This window comes from Sporosarcina sp. D27 (assembly GCF_000586555.1).
Taxonomy (GTDB): Bacteria; Bacillota; Bacilli; order Bacillales_A; family Planococcaceae; genus Sporosarcina.
Genome location: NZ_AZUC01000045.1, coordinates 109,438 through 131,441, shown reverse-complemented (window position 1 = coordinate 131,441; position 22,004 = coordinate 109,438). Strand labels below are relative to the sequence as shown.

24 protein-coding genes and 1 riboswitch are annotated in these 22,004 nt (G+C 42.2%); of the genes, 18 read left to right on the top strand and 6 right to left on the bottom strand.

The features are described 5' to 3' along the window. Window positions 1–3: 3 nt before the first annotated feature. Window positions 4–3,003, bottom strand: coding sequence for an efflux RND transporter permease subunit (locus N693_RS0107625; RefSeq protein ID WP_025784203.1), 3,000 nt, complete (start codon window positions 3,001–3,003; stop codon window positions 4–6). Window positions 3,004–3,541: 538 nt separating this feature from the next. On the opposite strand from N693_RS0107625, the gene N693_RS0107620 reads away from it, so the two are divergent. The 3 genes from N693_RS0107620 to N693_RS0107610 all read left to right on the top strand — a co-directional run bounded on the left by N693_RS0107620 (window position 3,542) and on the right by N693_RS0107610 (window position 6,278). After that, complete coding sequence (locus tag N693_RS0107620; protein ID WP_025784202.1) at window positions 3,542–5,080, top strand: malate:quinone oxidoreductase; 1,539 nt, start codon at window positions 3,542–3,544, stop codon at window positions 5,078–5,080. 246 nt (window positions 5,081–5,326) lie between these two features. Then, window positions 5,327–5,653, top strand: coding sequence for a hypothetical protein (locus tag N693_RS0107615; protein WP_025784201.1), 327 nt, complete (start codon window positions 5,327–5,329; stop codon window positions 5,651–5,653). Further along, window positions 5,640–6,278, top strand: coding sequence for an O-methyltransferase (locus tag N693_RS0107610; protein ID WP_025784200.1), 639 nt, complete (start codon window positions 5,640–5,642; stop codon window positions 6,276–6,278). Before N693_RS0107615 ends, N693_RS0107610 begins: the two co-directional genes overlap by 14 nt. 50 nt (window positions 6,279–6,328) lie before the next feature. On the opposite strand, the gene N693_RS0107605 is transcribed toward N693_RS0107610, so the two are convergent. Next, entirely contained in the window at window positions 6,329–6,658 is a 330-nt protein-coding gene (locus N693_RS0107605; protein WP_025784199.1) for a DUF3889 domain-containing protein, read from the bottom strand. A 222-nt stretch (window positions 6,659–6,880) separates the two neighbouring features. Between N693_RS0107605 and N693_RS0107595 the strand changes: the two genes are divergently transcribed. From N693_RS0107595 to N693_RS20450, 9 genes are all read left to right on the top strand, one after another. Further along, window positions 6,881–7,651, top strand: coding sequence for an isocitrate lyase/phosphoenolpyruvate mutase family protein (locus N693_RS0107595; RefSeq protein WP_025784198.1), 771 nt, complete (start codon window positions 6,881–6,883; stop codon window positions 7,649–7,651). Window positions 7,652–7,704: 53 nt separating this feature from the next. Continuing rightward, window positions 7,705–8,232 (top strand): bifunctional transcriptional activator/DNA repair enzyme AdaA, encoded by a 528-nt coding sequence (locus N693_RS0107590; RefSeq protein WP_037592955.1) that lies wholly within the window; start codon window positions 7,705–7,707, stop codon window positions 8,230–8,232. Between the two features lie 12 nt (window positions 8,233–8,244). Then, the gene (locus N693_RS0107585) at window positions 8,245–9,150 is read left to right on the top strand and encodes a DNA-3-methyladenine glycosylase (protein WP_025784196.1); all 906 of its coding nucleotides are present in this window, start codon (window positions 8,245–8,247) and stop codon (window positions 9,148–9,150) included. Further along, window positions 9,113–9,622 carry a methylated-DNA--[protein]-cysteine S-methyltransferase gene (locus tag N693_RS0107580; protein ID WP_051508703.1) on the top strand — a complete coding sequence of 170 codons (510 nt, stop codon included), beginning with the start codon at window positions 9,113–9,115 and terminating at the stop codon, window positions 9,620–9,622. Before N693_RS0107585 ends, N693_RS0107580 begins: the two co-directional genes overlap by 38 nt. A gap of 123 nt (window positions 9,623–9,745) precedes the next feature. After that, window positions 9,746–10,255, top strand: coding sequence for a hypothetical protein (locus N693_RS0107575; protein WP_156028883.1), 510 nt, complete (start codon window positions 9,746–9,748; stop codon window positions 10,253–10,255). 395 nt (window positions 10,256–10,650) lie between these two features. Next, window positions 10,651–11,445: an ABC transporter ATP-binding protein gene (locus N693_RS0107570; protein ID WP_025784193.1), complete on the top strand. Its 795-nt coding sequence runs from the start codon at window positions 10,651–10,653 to the stop codon at window positions 11,443–11,445. Then, entirely contained in the window at window positions 11,438–13,072 is a 1,635-nt protein-coding gene (locus N693_RS0107565) for a hypothetical protein (RefSeq protein ID WP_025784192.1), read from the top strand. The genes N693_RS0107570 and N693_RS0107565 overlap by 8 nt, the downstream gene beginning before the upstream one ends. A gap of 117 nt (window positions 13,073–13,189) precedes the next feature. Continuing rightward, the gene (locus tag N693_RS0107560) at window positions 13,190–13,699 is read left to right on the top strand and encodes a hypothetical protein (RefSeq protein ID WP_025784191.1); all 510 of its coding nucleotides are present in this window, start codon (window positions 13,190–13,192) and stop codon (window positions 13,697–13,699) included. Between the two features lie 29 nt (window positions 13,700–13,728). Continuing rightward, window positions 13,729–13,956 carry a hypothetical protein gene (locus tag N693_RS20450; RefSeq protein ID WP_025784190.1) on the top strand — a complete coding sequence of 76 codons (228 nt, stop codon included), beginning with the start codon at window positions 13,729–13,731 and terminating at the stop codon, window positions 13,954–13,956. A gap of 104 nt (window positions 13,957–14,060) precedes the next feature. On the opposite strand, the gene N693_RS0107550 is transcribed toward N693_RS20450, so the two are convergent. Then, the gene (locus N693_RS0107550; protein WP_025784189.1) at window positions 14,061–14,456 is read right to left on the bottom strand and encodes a hypothetical protein; all 396 of its coding nucleotides are present in this window, start codon (window positions 14,454–14,456) and stop codon (window positions 14,061–14,063) included. Between the two features lie 393 nt (window positions 14,457–14,849). Here N693_RS0107550 and N693_RS0107545 point away from each other — a divergent pair, with 393 nt between their 5' ends. The 5 genes from N693_RS0107545 (at window position 14,850) to N693_RS0107525 (ending at window position 18,152) form a co-directional block, all read left to right on the top strand. Further along, entirely contained in the window at window positions 14,850–15,467 is a 618-nt protein-coding gene (locus N693_RS0107545) for an NUDIX hydrolase (RefSeq protein ID WP_025784188.1), read from the top strand. 37 nt (window positions 15,468–15,504) lie between these two features. Then, a complete protein-coding gene (locus N693_RS0107540) occupies window positions 15,505–16,227 on the top strand; it encodes an N-acetyltransferase (RefSeq protein ID WP_025784187.1) in 723 nt (240 codons plus the stop codon). A gap of 130 nt (window positions 16,228–16,357) precedes the next feature. Beyond that, a riboswitch (guanidine-I (ykkC/yxkD leader) is annotated at window positions 16,358–16,454 on the top strand. A 59-nt stretch (window positions 16,455–16,513) separates the two neighbouring features. Next, a complete protein-coding gene (locus N693_RS0107535; RefSeq protein ID WP_025784186.1) occupies window positions 16,514–16,855 on the top strand; it encodes a multidrug efflux SMR transporter in 342 nt (113 codons plus the stop codon). Further along, window positions 16,855–17,169 (top strand): multidrug efflux SMR transporter, encoded by a 315-nt coding sequence (locus tag N693_RS0107530; protein ID WP_025784185.1) that lies wholly within the window; start codon window positions 16,855–16,857, stop codon window positions 17,167–17,169. The genes N693_RS0107535 and N693_RS0107530 overlap by 1 nt, the downstream gene beginning before the upstream one ends. 68 nt (window positions 17,170–17,237) lie before the next feature. Next, entirely contained in the window at window positions 17,238–18,152 is a 915-nt protein-coding gene (locus N693_RS0107525; RefSeq protein ID WP_025784184.1) for an aminoglycoside phosphotransferase family protein, read from the top strand. Between the two features lie 8 nt (window positions 18,153–18,160). Here N693_RS0107525 and N693_RS0107520 read toward each other — a convergent pair whose 3' ends face one another. From N693_RS0107520 to N693_RS0107510, 3 genes are all read right to left on the bottom strand, one after another. Further along, window positions 18,161–19,000 carry an alpha/beta fold hydrolase gene (locus tag N693_RS0107520; protein WP_025784183.1) on the bottom strand — a complete coding sequence of 280 codons (840 nt, stop codon included), beginning with the start codon at window positions 18,998–19,000 and terminating at the stop codon, window positions 18,161–18,163. Between the two features lie 81 nt (window positions 19,001–19,081). Then, window positions 19,082–19,372: a DUF2087 domain-containing protein gene (locus tag N693_RS0107515; RefSeq protein WP_025784182.1), complete on the bottom strand. Its 291-nt coding sequence runs from the start codon at window positions 19,370–19,372 to the stop codon at window positions 19,082–19,084. Between the two features lies 1 nt (window position 19,373). Further along, window positions 19,374–20,234 (bottom strand): GNAT family N-acetyltransferase, encoded by an 861-nt coding sequence (locus tag N693_RS0107510; RefSeq protein ID WP_025784181.1) that lies wholly within the window; start codon window positions 20,232–20,234, stop codon window positions 19,374–19,376. A gap of 165 nt (window positions 20,235–20,399) precedes the next feature. On the opposite strand from N693_RS0107510, the gene N693_RS0107505 reads away from it, so the two are divergent. After that, window positions 20,400–21,848: an NAD(P)H-binding protein gene (locus N693_RS0107505; protein ID WP_025784180.1), complete on the top strand. Its 1,449-nt coding sequence runs from the start codon at window positions 20,400–20,402 to the stop codon at window positions 21,846–21,848. The last annotated feature ends 156 nt before the right edge of the window (window positions 21,849–22,004 follow it).

Below are 22,004 nucleotides of genomic sequence, written 5' to 3'. Positions count from 1 at the left end.
TCATTAAATTTCTGTTTTCGTTTTGCTAACAGTAAACACTCGATACACCGAAGGAATCAGCAACAATGTAATAACGGTCGCAAATAGTAATCCCGAAATGAGTACTGTTGCAAGAGGTGCTTGGTAGTTCCCTGATACACCAGATGCGAGTGCAAGAGGCAACATTCCACCAACTGTTGTTAACGTGGTCATAAGGATAGGACGGATCCGTTGTTTCCCAGCTGCAACGAGTGCTTCTTCAACGGATTGACCCTCTGCACGTAGCTGGTTGGTCCGGTCAATGAGTAAAATCGCATTGTTTAAAACGATACCAATGAGCATGATGACACCCATACCCGACAAGAGATTCAGTTCTCTTTGTGTGACAACCAACCCGAAAATGACTCCGATAATTGCCATTGGGATGATAGACATGACGATGAAGGGATGCCCTAAGTGATTGAATTGCACGGCCATGACAAAGTACACCAGAAATAACGCAATAGCCAATACAACTATCATTTCCATCATCAGATCTTGTTGCTGCTCGATATCGCCTGCGATTCCAACTGCATATCCATTAGGCACTTTGAAATCCTTCAAAGCCTTTTGAATATCACGATTGATGGCTCCTAAATCCCGTCCTTCAATATCTGCAGATACCGTAATATAACGCTCACCATCTTTATGCATAATTTCGTTTGGTGTCTGGACCGTTTTTAAATCTATGAAGGTGGACAATTTCTTTTCGCCTTTTGTCGTCGGAATCGTTAAATGGAGCAAAGCATCTGAAGTAGTAGTTTTTGAGTCCCAACTTGCGATTAATGGAACTGTTTGCTCCTCAATAGTGATTTGTCCGATTGGCCTATTAACAAAGGTCTCTTCAAGGAATTGTTTCACTTGAAGCGTGGACAACCCTGCATCCCGGATTTCTTTTTCCTTCAATACAATGATTTGCTCAGGTGAAGCATGCTGTAGGGGATCCGTAATTCCTACAATTCCTTCAACAGCATCAAGCTTTTGTTTAAACTCATTGGATAGGGTTTGTAAGGTGTCAAAGTCTTCTCCTTTAATAATCACTTGAACGGGGGAACCCGCCAAACCATCCATAGCACTTTGAACACTATTAATTGGTGTGGAAGGCACCAATTCACGTATGCTTTTCAAAATTTCTTCATTAACTTCTTTTTGTCCTTTGTGAATGTTATCGCCTTTCGTCATATTAATGATTCCAACGAGTAAGCCATCTGTGTCCAAGAGATAACTAGATTCAATATCCTGAATGCCTTCCAGGCGTTCATTCACAGCAGCAATCACTTCTTCTTTTTCTTGCGCATCAATACCCGATTCCAGTCCGATCACGATTTCTGTATATCTGTTGAAAATGTCTGGCATCACGGTCATCGGAATTTTAGGTACTAAGAAGAGAGAGCCGACGAAGAGTGCAAAAAACAAAGCAATGACGAGAATACTGTGTTTCTTTTTTCGAACGATCCATGAAATGGTTGCATTGTACCTTTTCGTAGTGAAACCTTCCTTAGAGGCCGTATCCCTCTTTTTGAACCGTAAGAACTTTTCGGATAAGGTAGGTATAACTGTAAAAGCGACAATGACGGAACTGATTAAGGTAACGGCAACGACGATTGATAAAATAATCATGAGCCGACCAAGATCTCCACCAATGAATCCGATAGGCAAGAACACCACGATTGTCGTCAACATGGAAGCAAAAACCGCGCCAGCGACTTCTTTCGTTCCAGTAAGAACAGATTCCATATTTCCGAGTCCGAGCTCTCTCTGCCGGTAAATCGATTCCAGGATCACAATAGATGAATCCACCATCATTCCAATTCCTAATCCTAACCCAATAAGGGTCAACATATTAAGACTATAACCTAATAGGTGGACGGTTAAAAAAGTGAGAAGAACCGAAGTGGGGATGGATACCCCGATAATGAGTGTTGCACGAATGTTGCGCAGAAAAACCAGTAGAATAGCAATTGCAACAATACTTCCTATTAAAATATTGACCGAAACACCTGTAATCGACTCCTGAACAAAGTCTGCCTGAGCAACCATTTCGTTCAAGGTGAAGCCTTCAATAAGACCCTCTTCTCGGATCTTTTCTACTTCCGCACGAACTGCTTTTGCCATGTCGATTTGGTTTACATTAGCAGCGCGACTAATTTGCACGAACACTAAATCTCGCGTGCCATTTTTCCAAACGAATGATGAATTTTCAAGAGGTACTAAGGAAACCGTTGCAATGTCATCCAAAAGGATTGTTCCGGTGGATGTCGGAATTTCGAGTTGTTCAATGGACGCCAGGCTATCCAACTTTGTATTCCATCTAACAGTTACTGGATCTTTCCCATCTGTCAATTCTCCGAGTGTCGCATCAGAATTCGCTTGAGAGATCATGCTAGTTACTTGAGAAATATCCAACTTGTGTTTTACTAGTTCATCGCGCTTAAACTGAATGGCTACTTCAGACTCGGGCATTCCTGACAAATTCACATCAGCGACTTCACTCAAGCCATCAAGTCGCGGCTTTAAGACCTCTTTTGCGAAATGAGACATTACGTCCACATCTCCACCGGTCACGTCCATATAGAACTCATAGCCTTGGTTCACACCATACTGACTTGAAGAGATTTCTTTAATCTCCGGATGAGCCGCTTTTAGTTCGGTCACGACTTGATGGACTTCTTTGGATAATTCTTCTCCCTGTCCGCGTTCAAATGTGATCTGTAAAGTGCTATCGCCTCGTTGGGTTTTGGATTGAATTTCTTGTACGCCTTCAATTGCCTGGATCTTTTGTTCAAGTGGAGTGGTAATCGTCCGCTCAACGTCAACCGCGGATAGTTCACCAGCGTCGACGTTGACATAAGCACCATCCATTCCGATAGAGGGCATTATTTCCTTATCCAATTGAAAAACAGCGAGTCCTCCAAGAGCGATAACCAAAACAGATAACAGACCTACCAATACTTTCTTTCTAACGATATATTCTAAAATATGCAACGCCAAACCTCCTTTAGATTTTTACTATATACACCATAGCATTGAATTCGGAAAGTTCAGACGTCTATAAGTCTGAATCTGTCTCAGCCTTTAGATGTAGACGAAGGTTGACTCATCTCATTCACAAGACTATTCTTTAGTGTCTTCAATCATGACACTTCATGTATAAGCTGGTTTGAGCAAACTCAAAAAACTGCACGTCACCTTAGAAAATAAAGGGCGTACAGTTTTTATTCATAATAAATAAACTACAATCAGTCCTCTATTACACTCCGAGTAAGTAGATGACGAGTACTTAATGTCTTCTTCTATATATAATGCGGATTTTGTATTTGAATTTCTGCGTATAGGGAATTCAGTGGATATTCCAAACATCTCTCTTTTGTATCTCTTTGAATTAGTCTATAATTGGTAGGGTATATCACGTTTATTAATCAATCCAATCGTATAGATTTAATCAGGGAACAACTAGACAAAAAAGGTGCCGGTATGAAAGCCTTCATTTTTTTTGCAAATTCAGTGTGTAAGGATGGGTCAAATGAGCAACAGAGATACGAATACAGACGTTATTTTAATAGGCGCCGGCATTATGAGTGCCACGCTCGGAGCGATGCTGAAAGAGGTAGCTCCAGAGTGGAATATCACCGTGTTTGAAAAGCTTAACCGTGCAGGGGAAGAGAGTTCGAATGAATGGAATAATGCCGGTACAGGTCACGCAGCATTATGTGAACTGAACTATACGACGGAAAAGGCAGACGGTTCCATTGATATTAGCAAAGCGATTAAAATCAACGAACAGTTTCAAGTATCTAAGCAGTTCTGGTCATTTTTAGTAGAGAACGGAAGAATTCAAAATCCCGAAGACTTCATCCGTCCACTCCCACACATGAGTTATGTGCAAGGTAAGGACAATGTAACGTTTTTAAAGAAACGCTATGAAACGATGAAGCAAAACCCACTGTTTCAAGATATGGAATATACAGAAGATCGGGAAACGTTAAAAGAATGGGTACCTCTTATGATGGAAGACCGGACATCTACGGAGCCAATAGCGGTTTCGAAAATCGATGCTGGAACTGATGTCAATTTCGGTGCGCTTACAAACATGTTATTCGATCATCTACAACGTGAAAATGTCGTTCTTCAATACCAACGTAGTGTAGAGGGATTGAAGCAGAAGAGCGATGGACGTTGGGAGCTGAAAGTTCGCAATTTGGTAAGCGGGGAAATCGAACGTCACACGGCGAAGTTTGTTTTCATCGGTGGTGGCGGTGGAAGCCTTCACTTGCTGCAGAAGTCAGGTATTCCTGAAGGGAAAGGAATCGGCGGCTTCCCGGTTAGCGGTCTGTTTTTAGTATGTAACAACCCTGAAGTTGCAGAAAAGCATTACGCGAAAGTATATGGGAAAGCTTCAGTCGGTGCACCGCCGATGTCTGTCCCTCACTTGGACACGCGTTATATTGACAACCAAAAATCTTTGCTGTTCGGACCGTTTGCGGGCTTCTCACCGAAGTTTTTGAAAACAGGTTCTATGATGGACTTACTTTCGTCTGTCAAGCCGAACAACGTCGTCAATATGTTATCTGCAGGTATGAAAGAGATGTCGCTGACGAAGTATCTTGTTCAACAGCTTATGCTTTCGAAGGAACAGCAAGTTGAAGAGTTACGTGCATTCATCCCGAATGCTAAGGTCGATGAGTGGGATGTTGTTGTAGCGGGTCAGCGCGTACAAGTCATCAAAGAGACAGAGGCGGGCGGAAAAGGAACACTACAATTCGGAACTGAATTGGTCAACGCAGCCGATGGCTCGATCGCTGCATTGCTAGGGGCGTCACCAGGAGCATCAACAGCTGTTCACGTCATGATCAATCTCCTAAACACGTGTTTCCCAGAGCGTAAAAATGAATGGGAAGCGAAATTCAAAGAGATGATTCCTTCATACGGTACGGCCTTGGTAGAACATCCAGAAATGCTTCGTGATGTGAAAGCATCAACTGCGAAGTCATTGAAGCTAAATAATGAACTTCCAGTTGTAGAAATTGTAGAGACAGAAGAACAAACTATTATTGATGAATAATCATAAGTGATCCAATAAAAAACTCTTGCAGGGTTTCTTCTAGAAGCCTCCCTGCAAGAGTTTTTTTCATTTTTAGAGATACTGCATCCAGTGTATTCAATTGCTGACAGACTGTAGACGGGGGGAAGTAAGATGTACAGAAAGAAGAATTGAAATGGATCTATCTCAGGGTTATTCGTGTTTTTGTATACGTTTGTATACAATTGGTGATATAATTTATTTATCGAATGGGAAGGAGTGAGTGTTGTGAAAGAAGAATCATCTGCTGATTTTCATAAAGAGGGAAGACAACGAGGGGGACGTCATAGAGGAGGACATCATGGCGGTGCTAAGACATTTCGTCGCGGAAAAGCAATTGCGTTTGCTGAAATGCTGAAAAGGAAACGAGCGACGATTAAGCAGCAATTGGATCAGCCAGAGTTCCAATCAATCCAGCAAATACTTATCGGAGAACTGAAGGCGATTGACATGATGACGGACGAATTCACTCAACTGTTTGAAATTCAAGAGGACGAAACAATGGCCGATGCTAAAGAAGATACAAGAGGGAGGAATTTAAGTGAAGTTGATTAATCACTACATTGACTCCGTATTTACTAAGGAGGATCCGTTGCTTGAAAATGTAATTACTTCTATACAAGAAAACGGAATGCCGTCTATTTCAGTTTCCCCTTCGTCCGGTAAGCTTTTGACAATGCTTGTGTCTATTTCTGGAGCAAAAAAAGTTCTGGAAATAGGGGCATTAGGCGGCTATAGTGGCATCTGCCTTGCTAGGGGATTCGGTGATGAGGGTTCTTTAATGTCACTTGAATTAGAAGAAAGGTACGCAAACCTCGCAAATGAGAATTTATCCAAAGCAGGTTTTGGTCATCAAGTTTCTTACCGGACGGGTCCAGCCCTACACACGATAGAAGAACTTATTAACGAACAAAAACGCTTTGACTTCTTCTTCATAGACGCGGACAAAGAAAACTACGAAAACTACTTGAACAGCTGCCTTCAATTAGCCGAACCAGGTGCGCTGGTTGTAATGGATAACGTACTTGCAGGAGGTCGTATCGTGGATCCAGACGAAAAACCAAAACGCTATACGGAATTCATGAAGCATTTCAATGAAACAGTAGCTAATCACCCTCAGCTGGAATCGCTCCTAATTCCAATAGGTGACGGGATGACTGTTGCGAGAGTCAATGGGTAAGCCTGCTTCAAATTACGGAAACTGAAAAGAGAAATTTATTACTTTTTACTTCATCCAGGTGGTACGATCTCGTGAAACTTTACACTTTCCAGTTTTTCAGTTTCTGTTACATACGTAACTCGAACGACGACGCCGTATTCCCGTTGTCCTTCGCGTAGCCAGAGACGGAACGTGGCGACAGTGAAGCCATTATTCGCGGCGCTTCCCATATACAAGTAGTCAATGATACTGGCTTTCGGATACTCTGATTGGGTTTGCTTAATGGCTAGTCTCGACCACTTCGCGTAGGCTGGAGCATCTTCTTGTACCACCTTAGCAATTGGTGCATGAGGTGAATAAGAGACGATGAAAAGTCCGATAGCAATCGCAATTTTAATCATCAAAACGCATCACTCCTTTTTGGTAGGGTGCGTTTTTTTGTTTGTTTTATACTTTTGGAATAATGAAGATCCCCCACAAACAAACCAGGTTGAATAGTTGTTAGCCACAAGTTGCGAACACCACCTCCTTTTTATGTCTGTAGACCATAAGAGCAAGAATGAAGACGAATTGATTGAATACACCTAGTAATATAAGTTTCATCACAACTAGGGGGAAAACACATGAACAAAATTCAAGAATTCAACGAACTTCATACATCGTCCGATCTCTTGTTCTTAGGAAACGCTTGGGATCTTCTATCGGCATTACTTCTAGAGAAGTCAGGATTTAAAGCAATTGGGACTACAAGTTGGGGGATTGCAAATACGTTGGGATTTCCAGATGGAGAACGCATTCCCTTTGAAAAACATTTAGCGATTATCCAAGCGATTACAGAAAATATTAATGTCCCCGTTTCTGCAGATATTGAAGCAGGATATAGCGAAGCGGAGGATACCATTATTCAGCATGTATTACAGACTGCAAATGTAGGGGTAGCAGGCATTAATATAGAGGATTCATTGAAAACAAAAAACGGCTTAAGAGAAATTAAAGATCACTGTCGACTCCTAACTAAAATGAGGACTGTACTCGATCAAAACGGTTTCAAAAACTTTTTTATTAATGCGCGAACGGATACTTATTTACAAAGGGATTTTGCCTTATCAGAGACGATTGAACGGGCAACCGCGTACGTAGAAAGTGGAGCTAGTGGAATATTTGTACCTGGTTTAGTAAATAAAGATGAAATCAAAGAAGTCTCAAGTACCGTAAAAGCACCTTTGAATGTATTATCTGTACCCGGGTTAACGAATTGTGAGAAACTAAAAGAAGTAGGTGTGAAGCGGTTCAGTTTCGGGAATGCGTTCTCAGACCAAGTCATTGCATATATCGAAAACAATGCAACGCAGTTATTAACAGATATGGATACAGAATTGTTATATAAGCACTAACGCAAGAAGTGGGGGATTCAAAAGTGACACAGAGTAATCTTTCTTTTGAAGAAATGTGGGAAAAAATAATAGCGTGTGATCAAACATACGACGGGCTATTTTATACAGCTGTAAAGACAACTAAAATTTACTGCAGGCCCTTCTGTAAATCAAGAAAGCCAAAAAAAATAAATGTAGCGTTCTACCACGACATCAAGGAAGTTGAAGCAGCCGGATTCCGAGCATGTAAAAGATGCAAACCGGAAGTTGAGCATTCTCCTCACACAGAGATTGTTAAAAACGTAACTGCTTTTTTAGTCAATCATTATAAACAAAAGCTGACTTTACAACATATTGCAAATCATGTAGGAATCAGCCCTTTTCATCTCGAACGATTATTCCAACAAGAAACCTCCGAGACACCACGCACCTATTTGGAAAAAATTAGAGTGGATAAAGCAGCTCATCTGCTGATTCATTCAAATCTAAAAACTCTAGACATTTGTTATGATGTCGGTTTTCAGAGTCCGTCGAGTTTCTATAAGTCATTTCGCAAGGTTACTAATTGTTCCCCAAGTGAGTACCGTCGGCAAGAACTGTAAGGAGCGATTACTATGGATCAGACTATACAACAGTCAATTATAAAAATTTCACTGCCCAACGAATTCAATTTCGAACAATGTTTAGTGTTTTTAACGAGGTCTGAGCAAGAGGTGATGCACCAAGTTAGAGATGGCTTTTTATATAAACTGATCAACATCGATCAGGAACTTGTGTTGTGTAAAATCAGCTACCAATCCCATGTCCTATTAGTACATTTGCTACGCAATGTACACAACAAGAATGTTCACGAAGCAGTTGCAGCCTATATCAGGGAATGGTTTGATCTGGATCGTGACTTACGTAATTTTTATTTGTTGTCGTTAGAAGATAAAGTATTACATGAGGTTGTGCCGGCTTATTTCGGGTTGAGAATCATAGGGATTCCAGACTTGTTTGAAGCACTTACCTGGGCTGTTATCGGTCAGCAAATCAATTTAACATTTGCATATATGTTGAAGAAGCGTTTTGTAGAACGCTTTGGGGAAAGTTTGACTTTTGAGGGTACCACATACTGGCTATTCCCATCGCCAGACGTTATCTCAAACTTACAAGTACAGCACCTAATTGACCTTCAATTTACAAGAAGAAAGGCTGAATATATTATTGACATCGCAAAGACTATAGCGAATGGTCAATTAACAAAACAGATGTTGCTACAGAAAGACGTTCAGCAAATGACAGAGACGTTACTGAGTCTGCGAGGGATAGGAGCTTGGAGTGCAAACTATGTAATGATGAAATGTTTACATCACGCCTCTGCGTTTCCTATTGCTGATGTCGGTCTTCAAAATGCACTAAAACGCGAGCTGAAACTTGAACGTAAGCCAACTGTAGAGGAAATCAAGGAAGTTTCGAAGAATTGGGGAGGTTATGAAGCATATGCAACATTCTATCTATGGCAATCATTGTCTGACTGACACGAATAAAGTGGAGTATCAATCACCAATTGGTGTGATTGAAATAGTGGGAACTGAGGAAGCGATTGTTTCGATTTTATTTACGGATTCCGACGTAGTCAGGACAATGCTAACAGATTCAACCTTTCAAGTAGTCAAAGACTGCTACAACGAGCTGGATGAATATTTTAATGGAATGCGTAAAGAATTTACGGTTCCTTATACGAATGAGGGAACCGAATTTAGACGAAACGTCTGGCAAGCACTAACAGAGATTCCTTACGCACAAACCGCGTCTTATCGAGATATCGCCTGTTCGATCGGCAACGAGAAAGCAGTGCGTGCAGTCGGTACGGCTAATGGAAAAAACAAATTGAGCATTATCATTCCTTGTCATCGAATTATCGGATCGAACGGAACGCTGACTGGATACGCAGGTGGCTTGTGGCGGAAAGAATGGCTGCTTGCCCATGAACAAAAATATAAGCAATGATTTTAGCATGCTGTGGGATGTGTCTGTTTGATGAGATTCATGTGGTAGCCAGGTTTGATTTCACGCGCATATCATTCAGTTAAAAGCAAATACTACCTCTAAAAAATAGGTAGGTGTAATTAGATGAAAGCTGGCCACTTGGTGTTTTTGATGCTGATGTTCAGTTTAATGGCTATTTTTGTTGTAACTTTTGAAAAAACATCAGAGGTACAAGCGTTGATTGGAGAAAAAGACAAGTCATCGAATGGAATTAAAGAGCCATGCAGTCTGGTTTTGGAGCCAGTTGATAAAAAACTTAAGAACGGAAAAGGTGCAGCATTAGTATACAAAGTGCAATTAAATCCACCCAGTTTTGCACGAACGAATATCAGTATCCTTGCTGTACATCTTCCTGAACCTTCCTCTTATGGCGATTACGATAGCTATGAAGGATTTGCGTATATACCGGAAGAAATCAGCTGGCGGTTCAAGCTTTATCCCACCCCTGAGGAATATGGTCCAAGTTGGGCAGGCCGATTTGACTTAATCACCGCGGACATGAAAAATGCGGTAGTACAAGTACGTCTCTCAAATACCAAAACAGATAAGCTTGGTCCTAGTGTTCTAACTAACACATATAGTAACTGTAACTGATTTATTGAATATAATGCCTGACTCGCTCGATTCGTGAGAACCCGCCCGTTTCGGCCAGCAACGCGCTCGTTTCGGGGGCGAACCCGCCCGTTTCGGCGAGCAACCCGCTCGTTTAGGGGGACAACTCGCCCGTTCCCGCGAGCAACCCGCTCGTTTCGGGGGCAACTCGCCCGTTCCCGTGAGCAACCCGCTCGTTTCGGGGGCAACTCGCCCGTTCCCGTGAGCAACCCGCTCATTTCGGGGGCGAACTCGACCGTTTCCACGAGCAACCCACCCATTCCCGCTAAACTCCCCTTAAAATTATCTCTATATTCCCTATTATTCAAAAAACAATTGGAATTTCCCTGGAACCTTGTTACGCTTAAACAAACAAAGAGAGCTGGGGGAAATGCCAAATGCAAACAGAACCAATTATTTCACTGCGAGACCTTACAATGGAATTCCCAGGGAAACGTGTATTGGACGGAATATCACTGGATGTCTTTAGAGGGCAAATCATCGGTTACATCGGGCCGAACGGTGCTGGGAAAAGTACGACACTGAAAATCTTGCTTGGCCTGCTTCAAGATTACAAAGGGACAGTCGAGATTTTTGGAAACGATTTACGAAACGAAGACCAGGACGTTAAACGTAGGATAGGCTACGTGCCGGAGAATGCGGAGATCTACGATACGCTGACACCCATGGAATATTTGACGTTCGTGGGAGAACTCTATGGGATGCAGAGAACAGTTGTGGAACACAAAGCCAGGCAGCTCATGACTGAACTGGGATTGGAAGATGTCCTACACACTCGGATTTCATCCTTCTCAAAAGGCATGAAGCAGAAAGTGCTGATCATCTCAAGTTTACTCCATGATCCTGATATTTTATTTTTAGATGAACCCTTGAGTGGACTCGACGCCAATAGCGTTATGGTCGTTAAAGATATTTTGGCGATGCTTGCGGCAAGTGGAAAAACGATTTTTTACTCCTCACACATAATGGATGTCGTAGAGAAAATCAGTAATCGAATTGTGCTCTTATACAACGGAAAAATTGCAGCCGATGGATCATTTGATGAATTAAAAGGTCAAGGTGAAGCAGGATCTCTGGAAATGTTATTTAATCAGCTGACAGGTTTTAATGAACATCAGCAAACGGCGAGGCGTTTTGTAGAACTCGTAACGGGTGGTGAAGTGGATGGATAACTTCCGTTCGTTGCGTGTAATGGACGTGTTTAAAGGTCTCTTCCAAACGTTTGGGATTGACTACCCTTCAATGCGGACAATAGTCGGGCTGAAACTGACAATGGATGAACGGCGCATTCCTGTTGTGTTTTCACAAACGAAACTGAAAGAAGGCAACCAGTTTCTAAAATCACTTGGATTGTATGTGCTATACGGGCTAGCAACAATACCTTTCCTGTACTTTGGTGACAGTGTGATGCTCCAGATGGGAATTGTATTCGGAATTGCGATGTTCATGATTATGACGTCTCTTATTGCGGACTTTTCTAGTGTGCTACTGGATGTAAGGGATCGTATTCTGCTCGCTGCTGTACCAGTAGATGATCGAACGCTGAATGCGGCTAAGCTTGTCCACATCAGTATTTACATGACACTGATCGCGATATCATTGCTCGGTATTCCTTCAATCGTAATCCTTATATCCAAAGGCATTTCTTTCTTCTTATTGTTCCTTGTGATGATGATTTTTCTAATGCTTCTCATCATTGCACTTACTGCGATCACATACATGGTGATGCTACGCGTTTTCGATGGTGAACGACTGAAAGATATGATCAATTACGTACAGATCCTATTGTCAGTCGGTGTTTTTGTAGGGTATCAAGTTTTGGTTCGCTCGTTTGAGTTCGTAGGTCTAACCATTTCGTATGAGTTTAGCTGGTGGCATTTCCTGATTCCGCCACTATGGTTTGCAGCACCTTTTGAATGGTTGCTAGGGGGCAATACAAGCAAACCGCTTATTGTGCTCTCAATAGTTGCCTTAATCATTCCCATTATTGCGATTTGGATGTACATCCGTAAAATGCCACTGTTTGAACGTGACCTTCAGAAGCTAATGTCAGAAGCAAGAGGCGGTAAACAACAACACCCTGTGATGATGAAATTCTGGGAGTGGGTGCTCTGCAAAAATAGTGAAGAGCGTGCTAGCTTCAGGTTTTCGTGGCAATTGATGAAGCGTGAACGCGATTTTAAACTGAAAGTGTATCCATCGTTAGGTATTGGCTTTGTCGCACCGTTCCTATTTTTATATATCTTTTTATCAGATGGAACGTGGGAAGACATGATAACCTCCAATACGTATTTCATGATTTACTTTGGATTTCTCATCATCGGTCCGCTTGCAGTGATGCTGAGTTATTCAAGTAGGTTCAAAGGAGCGTGGATCTATGCGGTCGCTCCGATAACAAGCGTATCCCGTGTTAATCGAGCGGCTTTAAAAGCCAGTTTAGCTCAGTTGTTCTTACCGGTGTATCTCCTGCAGGCAGTTATATTCACGGTGTTGTTCGGTTGGCGTATTGTTCCTGATCTCGTTGTCGTACTGTTTTCAGCTATCCTTTACGCAGTCATCTGTTATGCAATAGGGGCTAAGGGTACATTCCCGTTTTCACTTCCAATGGGTGAGTCCGTTCAATCGGGAACAGCCAAGCAGATTATCCTTATGCTGCTCATAGGAGTTTTTGTAGGGGTCCATATCCTGATGTCAAAGATTCCATATGGAACTCCGATTTATTTAGTCGTGATTGTAGTTGGATGTCTAGTCGGTTGGAATGCGCTGCTTCCGGTTAAGCGAAAGACAGCGCATATGTAAAATAGACCTACCTGGCTAATTAAGCTGGGTAGGTCTATTCTGGATTCCAAGAAGAATCTTACGTGTACCGAAACTTTTCCGTTTTCCTTTCGTAATAGGAGAAAAGGAGTGAGTCATTTGTCAAAGTGGACAGGTTATCAAGTAGCACTATTGTGTGTGGTGATTGCAGGATTGGTAAGCAAGCATTTTTACATAATTTCAATTCATGAGTGGCTTGAAGGTCTACCCAGCTGGATGAACCCTTCCATTGCGACTACATTTATCTGCATCATTGTTACGGTATGGAGTACAGCGGCAGTATTGTATTGGCAAGAGCGTAAGAATACGCAGTTTTTCACGCATAAGATCTGGAGGGTTCTTCCTGCTATCTTAGGAGGCGTATTTGTACTTTCATTAATTGGATTTGTAGTTTTGGGAGTCACGGTATTTGCATCCATTACTCTAGATCAGCAATGGAAAATTGACGTAGTCCTGCTATACTTTTTAACTCTACTGTATCTGTTTGTCCTATCGGTTGTTCGGCGCTACGGTAAGGTGAGGCCTTCAGAAGATTTAATCGTCTATTCTGCGAATTGCACGGTGCTAGTCCTGCTCATAACCTTGTTTTTTGTTCCAGGTATTTTATAAGGCTATCACCAAAGGGAGGGAGTGCTTGTGTGTTTTTAAACAAGATTACGCTTCTACATGAAAAACGGATATTCTTTCTCCATACCGGTTATGCAGACCTTGAGTTAACGAATCCAATCACATACTTTGTTGGAGAAAATAGATACGGAAAGTCAACGTTGCTTGAAGGGATTGCGGATTATCCAGGAGCTTCCGTTCTAAGTTTCGATGAAGGGGCAATCCACTCCATTGACTATAAACGGACTCATCATTATTAAGTGACGAAATACTTCTTAAATCATAGAAAAAAGTTTTAAAAGAGCTAGTTGATGAATGATGTATGGTGAGGTGTGACTCAGCTTAGTATTCATTTTTTATGCAATCAGCGTTTATCTACTACTTGAAATTCAAATTCCTTTTCACTGAGCTCTTTTAATTTGATGACTTTTACATTCTCTACGAGAGGATCATCAACGGCATGGGTGATGGTGGCTGTAATAATCGGTTGACTGAACCGTTTATGTGCTTTGAGATCGAGTGTACTGTAAGCGTTAGGATCATTCAAATGATACACGATGTACGTATGGTCCCCGTGTCGGTATGTACTAAATGCGTCATGTTTTGTAGACTCCTTTAAACCGCGCTGCACGTGATCGGGTAGTTTAGAAGAATCTACGAGCTCATACTCCATGGGGTGATGCATTGCGCTATATATACCAAGTCCAGTTAATAAAATTAGTACAACATACATGAGGTCCCATCTGCGCATTTTCTTCAAATAGAAAACCTTCTTTCACAAATTGTTTCTACTTATACGTTAGTGAGGTCATAAGGTTCCCATCGTTTCCAATTTAAAAACCAAACTCCGATTAGATCGAAACTTGGCTTGTAATGCTTTACTTGAACACCGCAGCTTTCATAATTCATGACCCCCCATCATTTCTGTGTTTGTTGCAGCATTGCTAAACTTTAGCAAAGGACTGATTTAATGGAAAGGTTAACTCTTGAACAAATAAAAAGGGTCAGATTATAGAAGGGGGTCCCTCTAGTAGCAACGAAATGCTTCAGTCTACTCTCTTTACATTCGATTAGTGGTAAGAAATGGCGGAGTAATCTATCATTGATTCCAAGATAAGTATTAAGACAGACAGCTCTAATAGGAGGTAATGAGATGAGCTACAAATGGTTGGAATGGGCACAACGAATACAATCGATTTCACAGGCAGGACTGACTTTTTCAAGCGATGCATTCGACCGGGAACGCTATGAGGAATTGCGGGCAATTAGTGCAGAAATTATGGCGTCTCATTCAGAATCGGAAATGCAAAAAATTCAAGAGCTTTTTATGGAGGAAAAGGGATATCCGACTCCGAAGATAGACGTTAGGGGCGTAGTGTTTCAGGACGATCAAATCTTACTTGTGAAAGAAACACACGACAACAAATGGGCATTGCCAGGTGGTTTTTGTGAAATCGGATTATCTGCTGCAGAAAATGTGGTGAAAGAAATACAAGAAGAGTCAGGGTACGTAGTTCAACCGAAAAAATTAGTGGCGTTGATGGATATGAACCGCTACTCATCGATACCCCAGGCGTTTCATTATTATAAAGTTTTCATCCAATGCGAGATTGTTGGAGGACAACCAATCACGGGAATTGAGACAGCAGAAATCGGGTTCTTCACTGAAAACAGTCTCCCAGAACTCTCTGTGAAACGCAATACAGAAGAACAGATACATATCCTTTTTGACTTCAATCGCAATCCTTATAAAGAAACATGGATTGACTAGGACATGAAAACAGGTTTAGCAGAAAGAAGGGGTAGAGATGAAACTGTTCAGCACCATTAAGAAAGAAAAAGAGTATTGGCTGGTAGACCAGGTGAAACAAGCTCAGGTAAGTGAACACGACTATAAAGAAGCTTTCCAAGAGCTTTTGAAAGACTGGAATTACCAAGAAGTGGACTACCTATCGTTGTTGATGGATGAGACGTATGAGACATGGTTGCTGAAACAAGGCTTTCATAAGGTATCCGTAATCGTTGAATATACACTTGATTTAAACACAATCGATATTCTAGGGTCAGATATTTCTTCAATTGTATTAGCCACTAGTGAAATAAGTGATGAGACGTTTGCAAACTTATATGAGCAATGTCGTAGTGGCTCTGCCAATAAAAACAAGCTGTTTACAATCGAACAAATCATGGAGTCTTTTGAACTAGAACTGGGTCCGAATTGGAGATCTCATTGCATGATTTTCCAAAAAGAAGGCGAGCCAGTTGGCATAAGCATCCCACATATTGAACAGGGAACGAAAGAGGAAGGTAGGCTCTTTTACTTTGGTATTTTACCTGAATGGCGAGGCAAGGGGATGGGAACAGTCTGTCACCAACATACTCTTGACGCTTTAAAAGAATTCGGTGCAACCTACTATGTAGGGAGTACGGATGCAGCGAATGATGCAATGATTCGTATTTTCGAAAAAAACGGATGTGTGTTGAGAGATCGTAAAGGAATTTATCGAATCGATCGACTGAGGACTGTTTGAAAATGTGGTTGGGCAAGAAGGAAACTTAACAATGTTGGATATGCCTGGCGATGAACTTATTTTCTTTAAAGGGTAAGAGTGCAATACTTGAAAAAACTTGTTGAGTAAGTATAATGAGACGTAATTGTATATCAATGTTTTCTAGGGTTCCGTAACGAACTGTTAGTCTGGACCGAGAGAAAACTCACAGCATTGCTGTGTCACGGAAGGATAAAAGCCTGGGAGATTACTGTTTTCAGTATCTCTCGGGCTTTTGTCTGTTGAAAAATATGGAGGTGTCATTGGCTTGAATGCAAATTGGATTAAAGTCGTCATTGCAGCGGTATTTGAAGTGTTTTGGGTAGTTGGGTTAAAGCATGCAGATGGAGTTTTAGAGTGGACTGGGACGGTTATCGCCATCGTAGTCAGCTTTTATATGATGATCATGGCAGGAAAAAAACTACCTGTCGGAACGGTCTATGCCGTTTTTGTTGGCCTTGGTACTGCGGGAACAGTCTTTTCAGATATCGTATTTTTTGGAGAGCCGTTTAAAATTGTTAAGGTAATCTTAATTGTGGTGTTGTTAGCAGGAGTGATTGGTTTGAAAGTAGTGACTCCCGAAACTGAATCGGAAGGAGTGGACTCGTAATGGCATGGGTTTCATTGGTAGTGGCAGGTTTGTTTGAAATGTTTGGTGTGCTAATGATCAGTAAGTTACACAAGGATCGGAATTGGCAGGCAGTTGTACTGTTAGTGGTAGGATTTGGCTTGAGTTTTCTATTTTTAGCAAATGCCATGGAAACGTTGCCGATGGGTACTGCCTACGCCGTTTGGACAGGAATCGGAGCATCTGGTGGGGCGTTATTAGGAATGCTCGTCTACGGGGAGTCAAAAGAGTGGAAACGTCTATTGTTCATCGGAATGGTATTAGGGGCCGCAGTGGGATTAAAGCTAGTGTCTTGATAGAGTAGAGGTACAGGCGGGAGCCTATCAACTGCTAGCTCGATTAAAGGGAAAAGGGGGAGACATGTATGAAGCTACCAATTGATTTTAAAGAGAGAGTACGGAATAGTTTTGGAACAGAGGGAGAGGTGTGGCTTGCATCTCTAGAAGAGCAAGTGAACTACTGTGCGGAACATTGGGGATTGACCATCAAGCAACCGGTTCACAATCTCTCTTATAACTATGTCACGAACGTGGTAGACTCCCGACAAACTCCTTACATGTTAAAACTAGAAGTGCCAAATATGGACTGCCTTAACGAGATGGAAACTCTCAGAATCTACAATGGCCATGGATGTGCACAATTGGTGAAGGCGGATCGGGAACGAGGGGTCATGTTATTGGAAAGAATTATTCCTGGGCAGATTTTATGTGACCTTTCTGACGAGGAGAAAGTTGTCCAGGTATTCATAACTGTATGGAGGAACCTTCGCTGTGATTTGCCAGAGGACTGTGATGTGCCAATAATTACTGATTGGGTAGTCTCCCTAGAAGAATACCAAAAGCAGCATCGGTATAAAGATGGTGACCTGCCAAACGAGAGGGTTCAGCAGGCACTTCGTTACTTCCGAGAATTGCAGGAGACCACTGAAACTCTCGGTTTGCTGCATGGTGATTTACATCATGAGAATATTTTATACAGTCAAGAGAGAGGCTGGCTCGCGATTGACCCAAAGGGGGTTGGCGGCGATCCTTGCTTTGACCTCGTGCAATTCATGTTAAATCATTTAATGGAAAAGCCTAATCCAAAAGCGCTCCTACGTTACCGGGTTGAACGAATCTGCGAATTGCTTGTACTCGATAAGAAGCGTGTATTAAAGGCGGCCATCGCAATGTCTATGCTCTATGCTTGCTGGTTCGTTGAAGATAAGGATTCTGCTTGGATCGAGAGGTTGCAGTGTGCTCAGTGGTTTAATGAGTTTTTGGAAGAAACCGTTCGTTGAAGCGCGTTTTATGAAAATACTTCACCTTGAACAAATCTTTCAAATTCCTTTTCTTCTTCTATGAAGGGAAAGTGATTACTATATTCGAACGTGGTCATCGTGGCATTGGGCATCAGTTCTGCCGCTTCTTTGGAAAAATGGTGAGGGCATTGCGCATCATGAAGACCCGAATAGATATGAGCCTCAACGTAAACATCCGCAAGTGAACCTCTTATATCATACGTTGGCAGTTCTTCATAGGAGAAGTAATCTAAGCGTGCAGGCACCGTCTTTCCGCTGTTGGGTCTACTGAGCATTACATCATAGGTGTCCTCGTGATAGAGGGACATCAGTGACCACTCTTTCCCGACAGCACGTCGCTGGTCTGGTGTGGATGCAGTGTTTTTTAGGATGCTCAATATTTCTAGTAAGCGGGTGTTATTTGGATTTTGGGAACAATATATGCTCCCCTTGTCTTTCATATAGTCTAACGAAGCGCATAAGCCACCTGCAATGATTTTCACTAAACTTTCGGGAAATCGTGTGGCATACTTTAGTGCGAGCATACCGCCAGTAGAGTGACCTGCGAAAATCCATTTTTGAATGGAGAGAGACTTACGAATTGCTTCCAAGTCTTTTACGGCATCGTCCATCCCTAACGTATAGTCTTCACTTTGTAGCGCTGAGTTTCCACAACCGCGCAAATTCACAAGATAAACTTTCGCATTCTTTGTAAAGATATTCGCAAATAGGTTGCCGTTCTTATTGAACTCGCTATATAAGTGAGTGACGCAAAGGGGCTGACCGCTTCCTTTCGTAAATAGCTCGAAATCTCCGCGTTCTGTCGTAATAATTTGTTGCTTCCACATAGTTCTCAATCCTTTCTCCTGAGTACTTACATCACTTTACACGACTGAATATCTTCTCTTTATTGCCTAAATTGAAATCTTCTATTTCACCCAATACAGTGTGCAGTCAGAGGTCCGATCCATAAATCCATACTCAATTAGATATCTTCGAATGGATACATAATCAACGTAAATTGGTTTTAGGAGTTCGTTTACCTGTTTTTCGGTATAGTTTACTTCTTTTTCAAAGCGAGTCATAATCTGTTGTAGTAGAATGATTTTACGCTTTTCTTTGCTTGGAAAGGTCTGAATGGGTTGGTCGAATCCATCTTTAAAATAGCTCGTCAATACTTTTTCTTTCTCCTCTGCCGTGATGCCATATCGTTTATCCACTTCAACGATTCTCCTTCACTTCGAACCCCAACTGAACAGAATCTGCAATCTTCCGGTATCCTATTTCTTGATAAATCTTGTTAGATGTTGGGTTCATCATGTCTGTGTAGAGCATGCAGAATTGGTATTTGTTTAACAAATCCGCAGAAAAGTCGGCGACGAGTGTTCGCGCATAGCCTTTTCTACGGTGTTCAGGTGGTGTGTAGACGAAAGATACGGTGATGCTGTTTTGAGACGGTCTTGCTTGTTTTGCACATGCCACAGGAATTCCATCGTCTTCCCACAGTACAATTTCCTGTCGTTGAACTGTACGCTCTACCCAGTCCGTTGCTTGTTCAGGGGTCACTTCGGGCATCTTGGTATCTTCTATAAATCCGAGATGCCAATTTTCAAGCAATGGTTTGTCTGCCTCTTGGGCAAGCCTGCGTGTTCCGGGACTTTTCTCGAGGGTTTCATCCACCTTATCCAACCGATAAAGCCCTTGGTCCATAATAATTTTGGAGAGTTGGTCAGTCTTGGCTGTCCATCTATCGGCGAATCGCTCAGCCCAGGGTTTCAAACTGATGATGGAAGGAAGAGGCATATTATGAGAAAGTAAGTAATCAGCCAGACCATCGATTGCCGAATCCATATGCTGTTCATCCGTAAAAATCATGTTGAGCGGAAAAGGTGGCGTCATTTGGAACAACGCAATCACGTTGCCTTCCAGTTCTGCAGTTGCCATGAACGGTTCATCCATCATGCCTGCTTTGATGGACTGCAATACGCCATTGAATAGACTAAAAACATCTTCACCTTCTGATAAAATCGGTTCCGCTTTGGCGGCAAATGCTAACGGATCGTCAAAATTCACTATTTTCATAGAGACACCCCTTCTCGTAATGAATTGAGTATACGCATAGAAGGAAGGATTTTCAATCACTTAATATGAAAATTCTTGCAAATTAGATATAAGAGAGATGATGGCTTAAGGAAACGAATGTAAGGGTACAGAAAGCATAAAGGCACGACCAAGGAGGCGGATTAAATGGCAGAAAGAAGGCCAGTAGTAGCGATAGCGGGGGCAAGCGGATATATCGGACATAACTTGTTAGATTGCCTAAAAGGGAAAGCGATAGTTATTGGATTATCACGAAACGGTGGACGCCACAAAGATACTGAGGATGTGAAGTGGCGCTCGTGTGATTTGTTTTCAATGAAGGATGCAGAAAAAGGGTTAGAGGGAGCAGACATTGCGGTATATCTAGTCCATTCCATGATGAAATCTGCGAAGCTCACGCAAGGAAGCTTTGAAGATATGGATGTGATTTTGGCGGACAACTTTGCACAAGCTGCAAAACGTCAAGGCATTCAGCAAATCGTCTATTTGAGCGGAATGATTCCGGAGGAGCACGAGTCGAAACTGTCCCAGCACTTGAGGAGTCGATTGGAAGTAGAACGGATATTGCGTGCATATGATGTTCCCGTGACCGCACTGCGTGCCGGCTTAATAGTTGGGCCGAAGGGTTCTTCGTTTCCAATCCTATCCAAGCTGGTGAAACGATTGCCAATCATGATCCTGCCGAAGTGGACGAACACAAAAACACAGCCTGTCGCTTTGAAAGACGTATTGACGGCATTGACCTCTATAATTATGGACTTTGACTTGAAAGATCGTTCCATCGATGTGGGTGGACCAGATGTGATGACGTATCGAACGATGATGAAAGCGGCTGCAAGTGTGATGGGGAAGAATCCCAAGATGCTCGATGTTCCGTTTTTCTCATTAACACTTTCGAGATTATGGCTAAGACTTGTAACAAATACCCCAAAAGAGATGGTTTATCCACTTGTGGAAAGCTTGAAGCATCCGATGGTTATCCACAAGAGTCATACTGTAGAAGGGATTAGTGATGGACAAACTGCGTTTAGGGAAGCTGCCAAAATTGCGATGGTTGAAGAGGCTAAGAAAGACAAACGATCCACAGCTCTTTTACCAACATTAGGTCCGCTGAAGCAAGACGTCCGCTCGGTCCAGCGGATTGAATTGCCATATGGATGGTCGGCGGATGAAGTTGCGCGTTATTACGTAAAATGGTTAGAGACGTTCTTGAATCCATGGGTCCAAACGACAGTAGATAGCGATTTGAATTGTAGAATTGGACTCCTTGGGAATCGCACACTCCTAGAATTATCGTATTCCGGGGAACGTAGTACCAAAGACCGCGCGCTGTATTACATAACAGGCGGATTCTTGCTGGATGATCAAGCAAATGAGCGGGGACGGATGGAGTTCCGTAAAATACCCGGAGCGAGTGAAGCAATAATTGCCATTCACGATTACTTGCCATCGCTTCCGTGGTTTGTGTACTACGTCACGCAAGCAAATATGCACGCGTTTGTCATGAATGCATTCAGAAAGCATATGCACCGGTTGAGCGTCAATGAGCGTGATCGTCAGTACGTTAGAAACTTAATCGTTGAAGATACTCAATAAATTCCAACTGCCCACGTCTTCTATTGACGGAGTGGGTAGTTTTTTTGTGTGGGTGGAAATGATGAATCGGTAATATCGGCGCTAGAATCAGCAAAGTCTCGTGAGTAATCGGCAGTATGGAAGGAACAATCGGCATGATCAAGCCACTAATCGGCA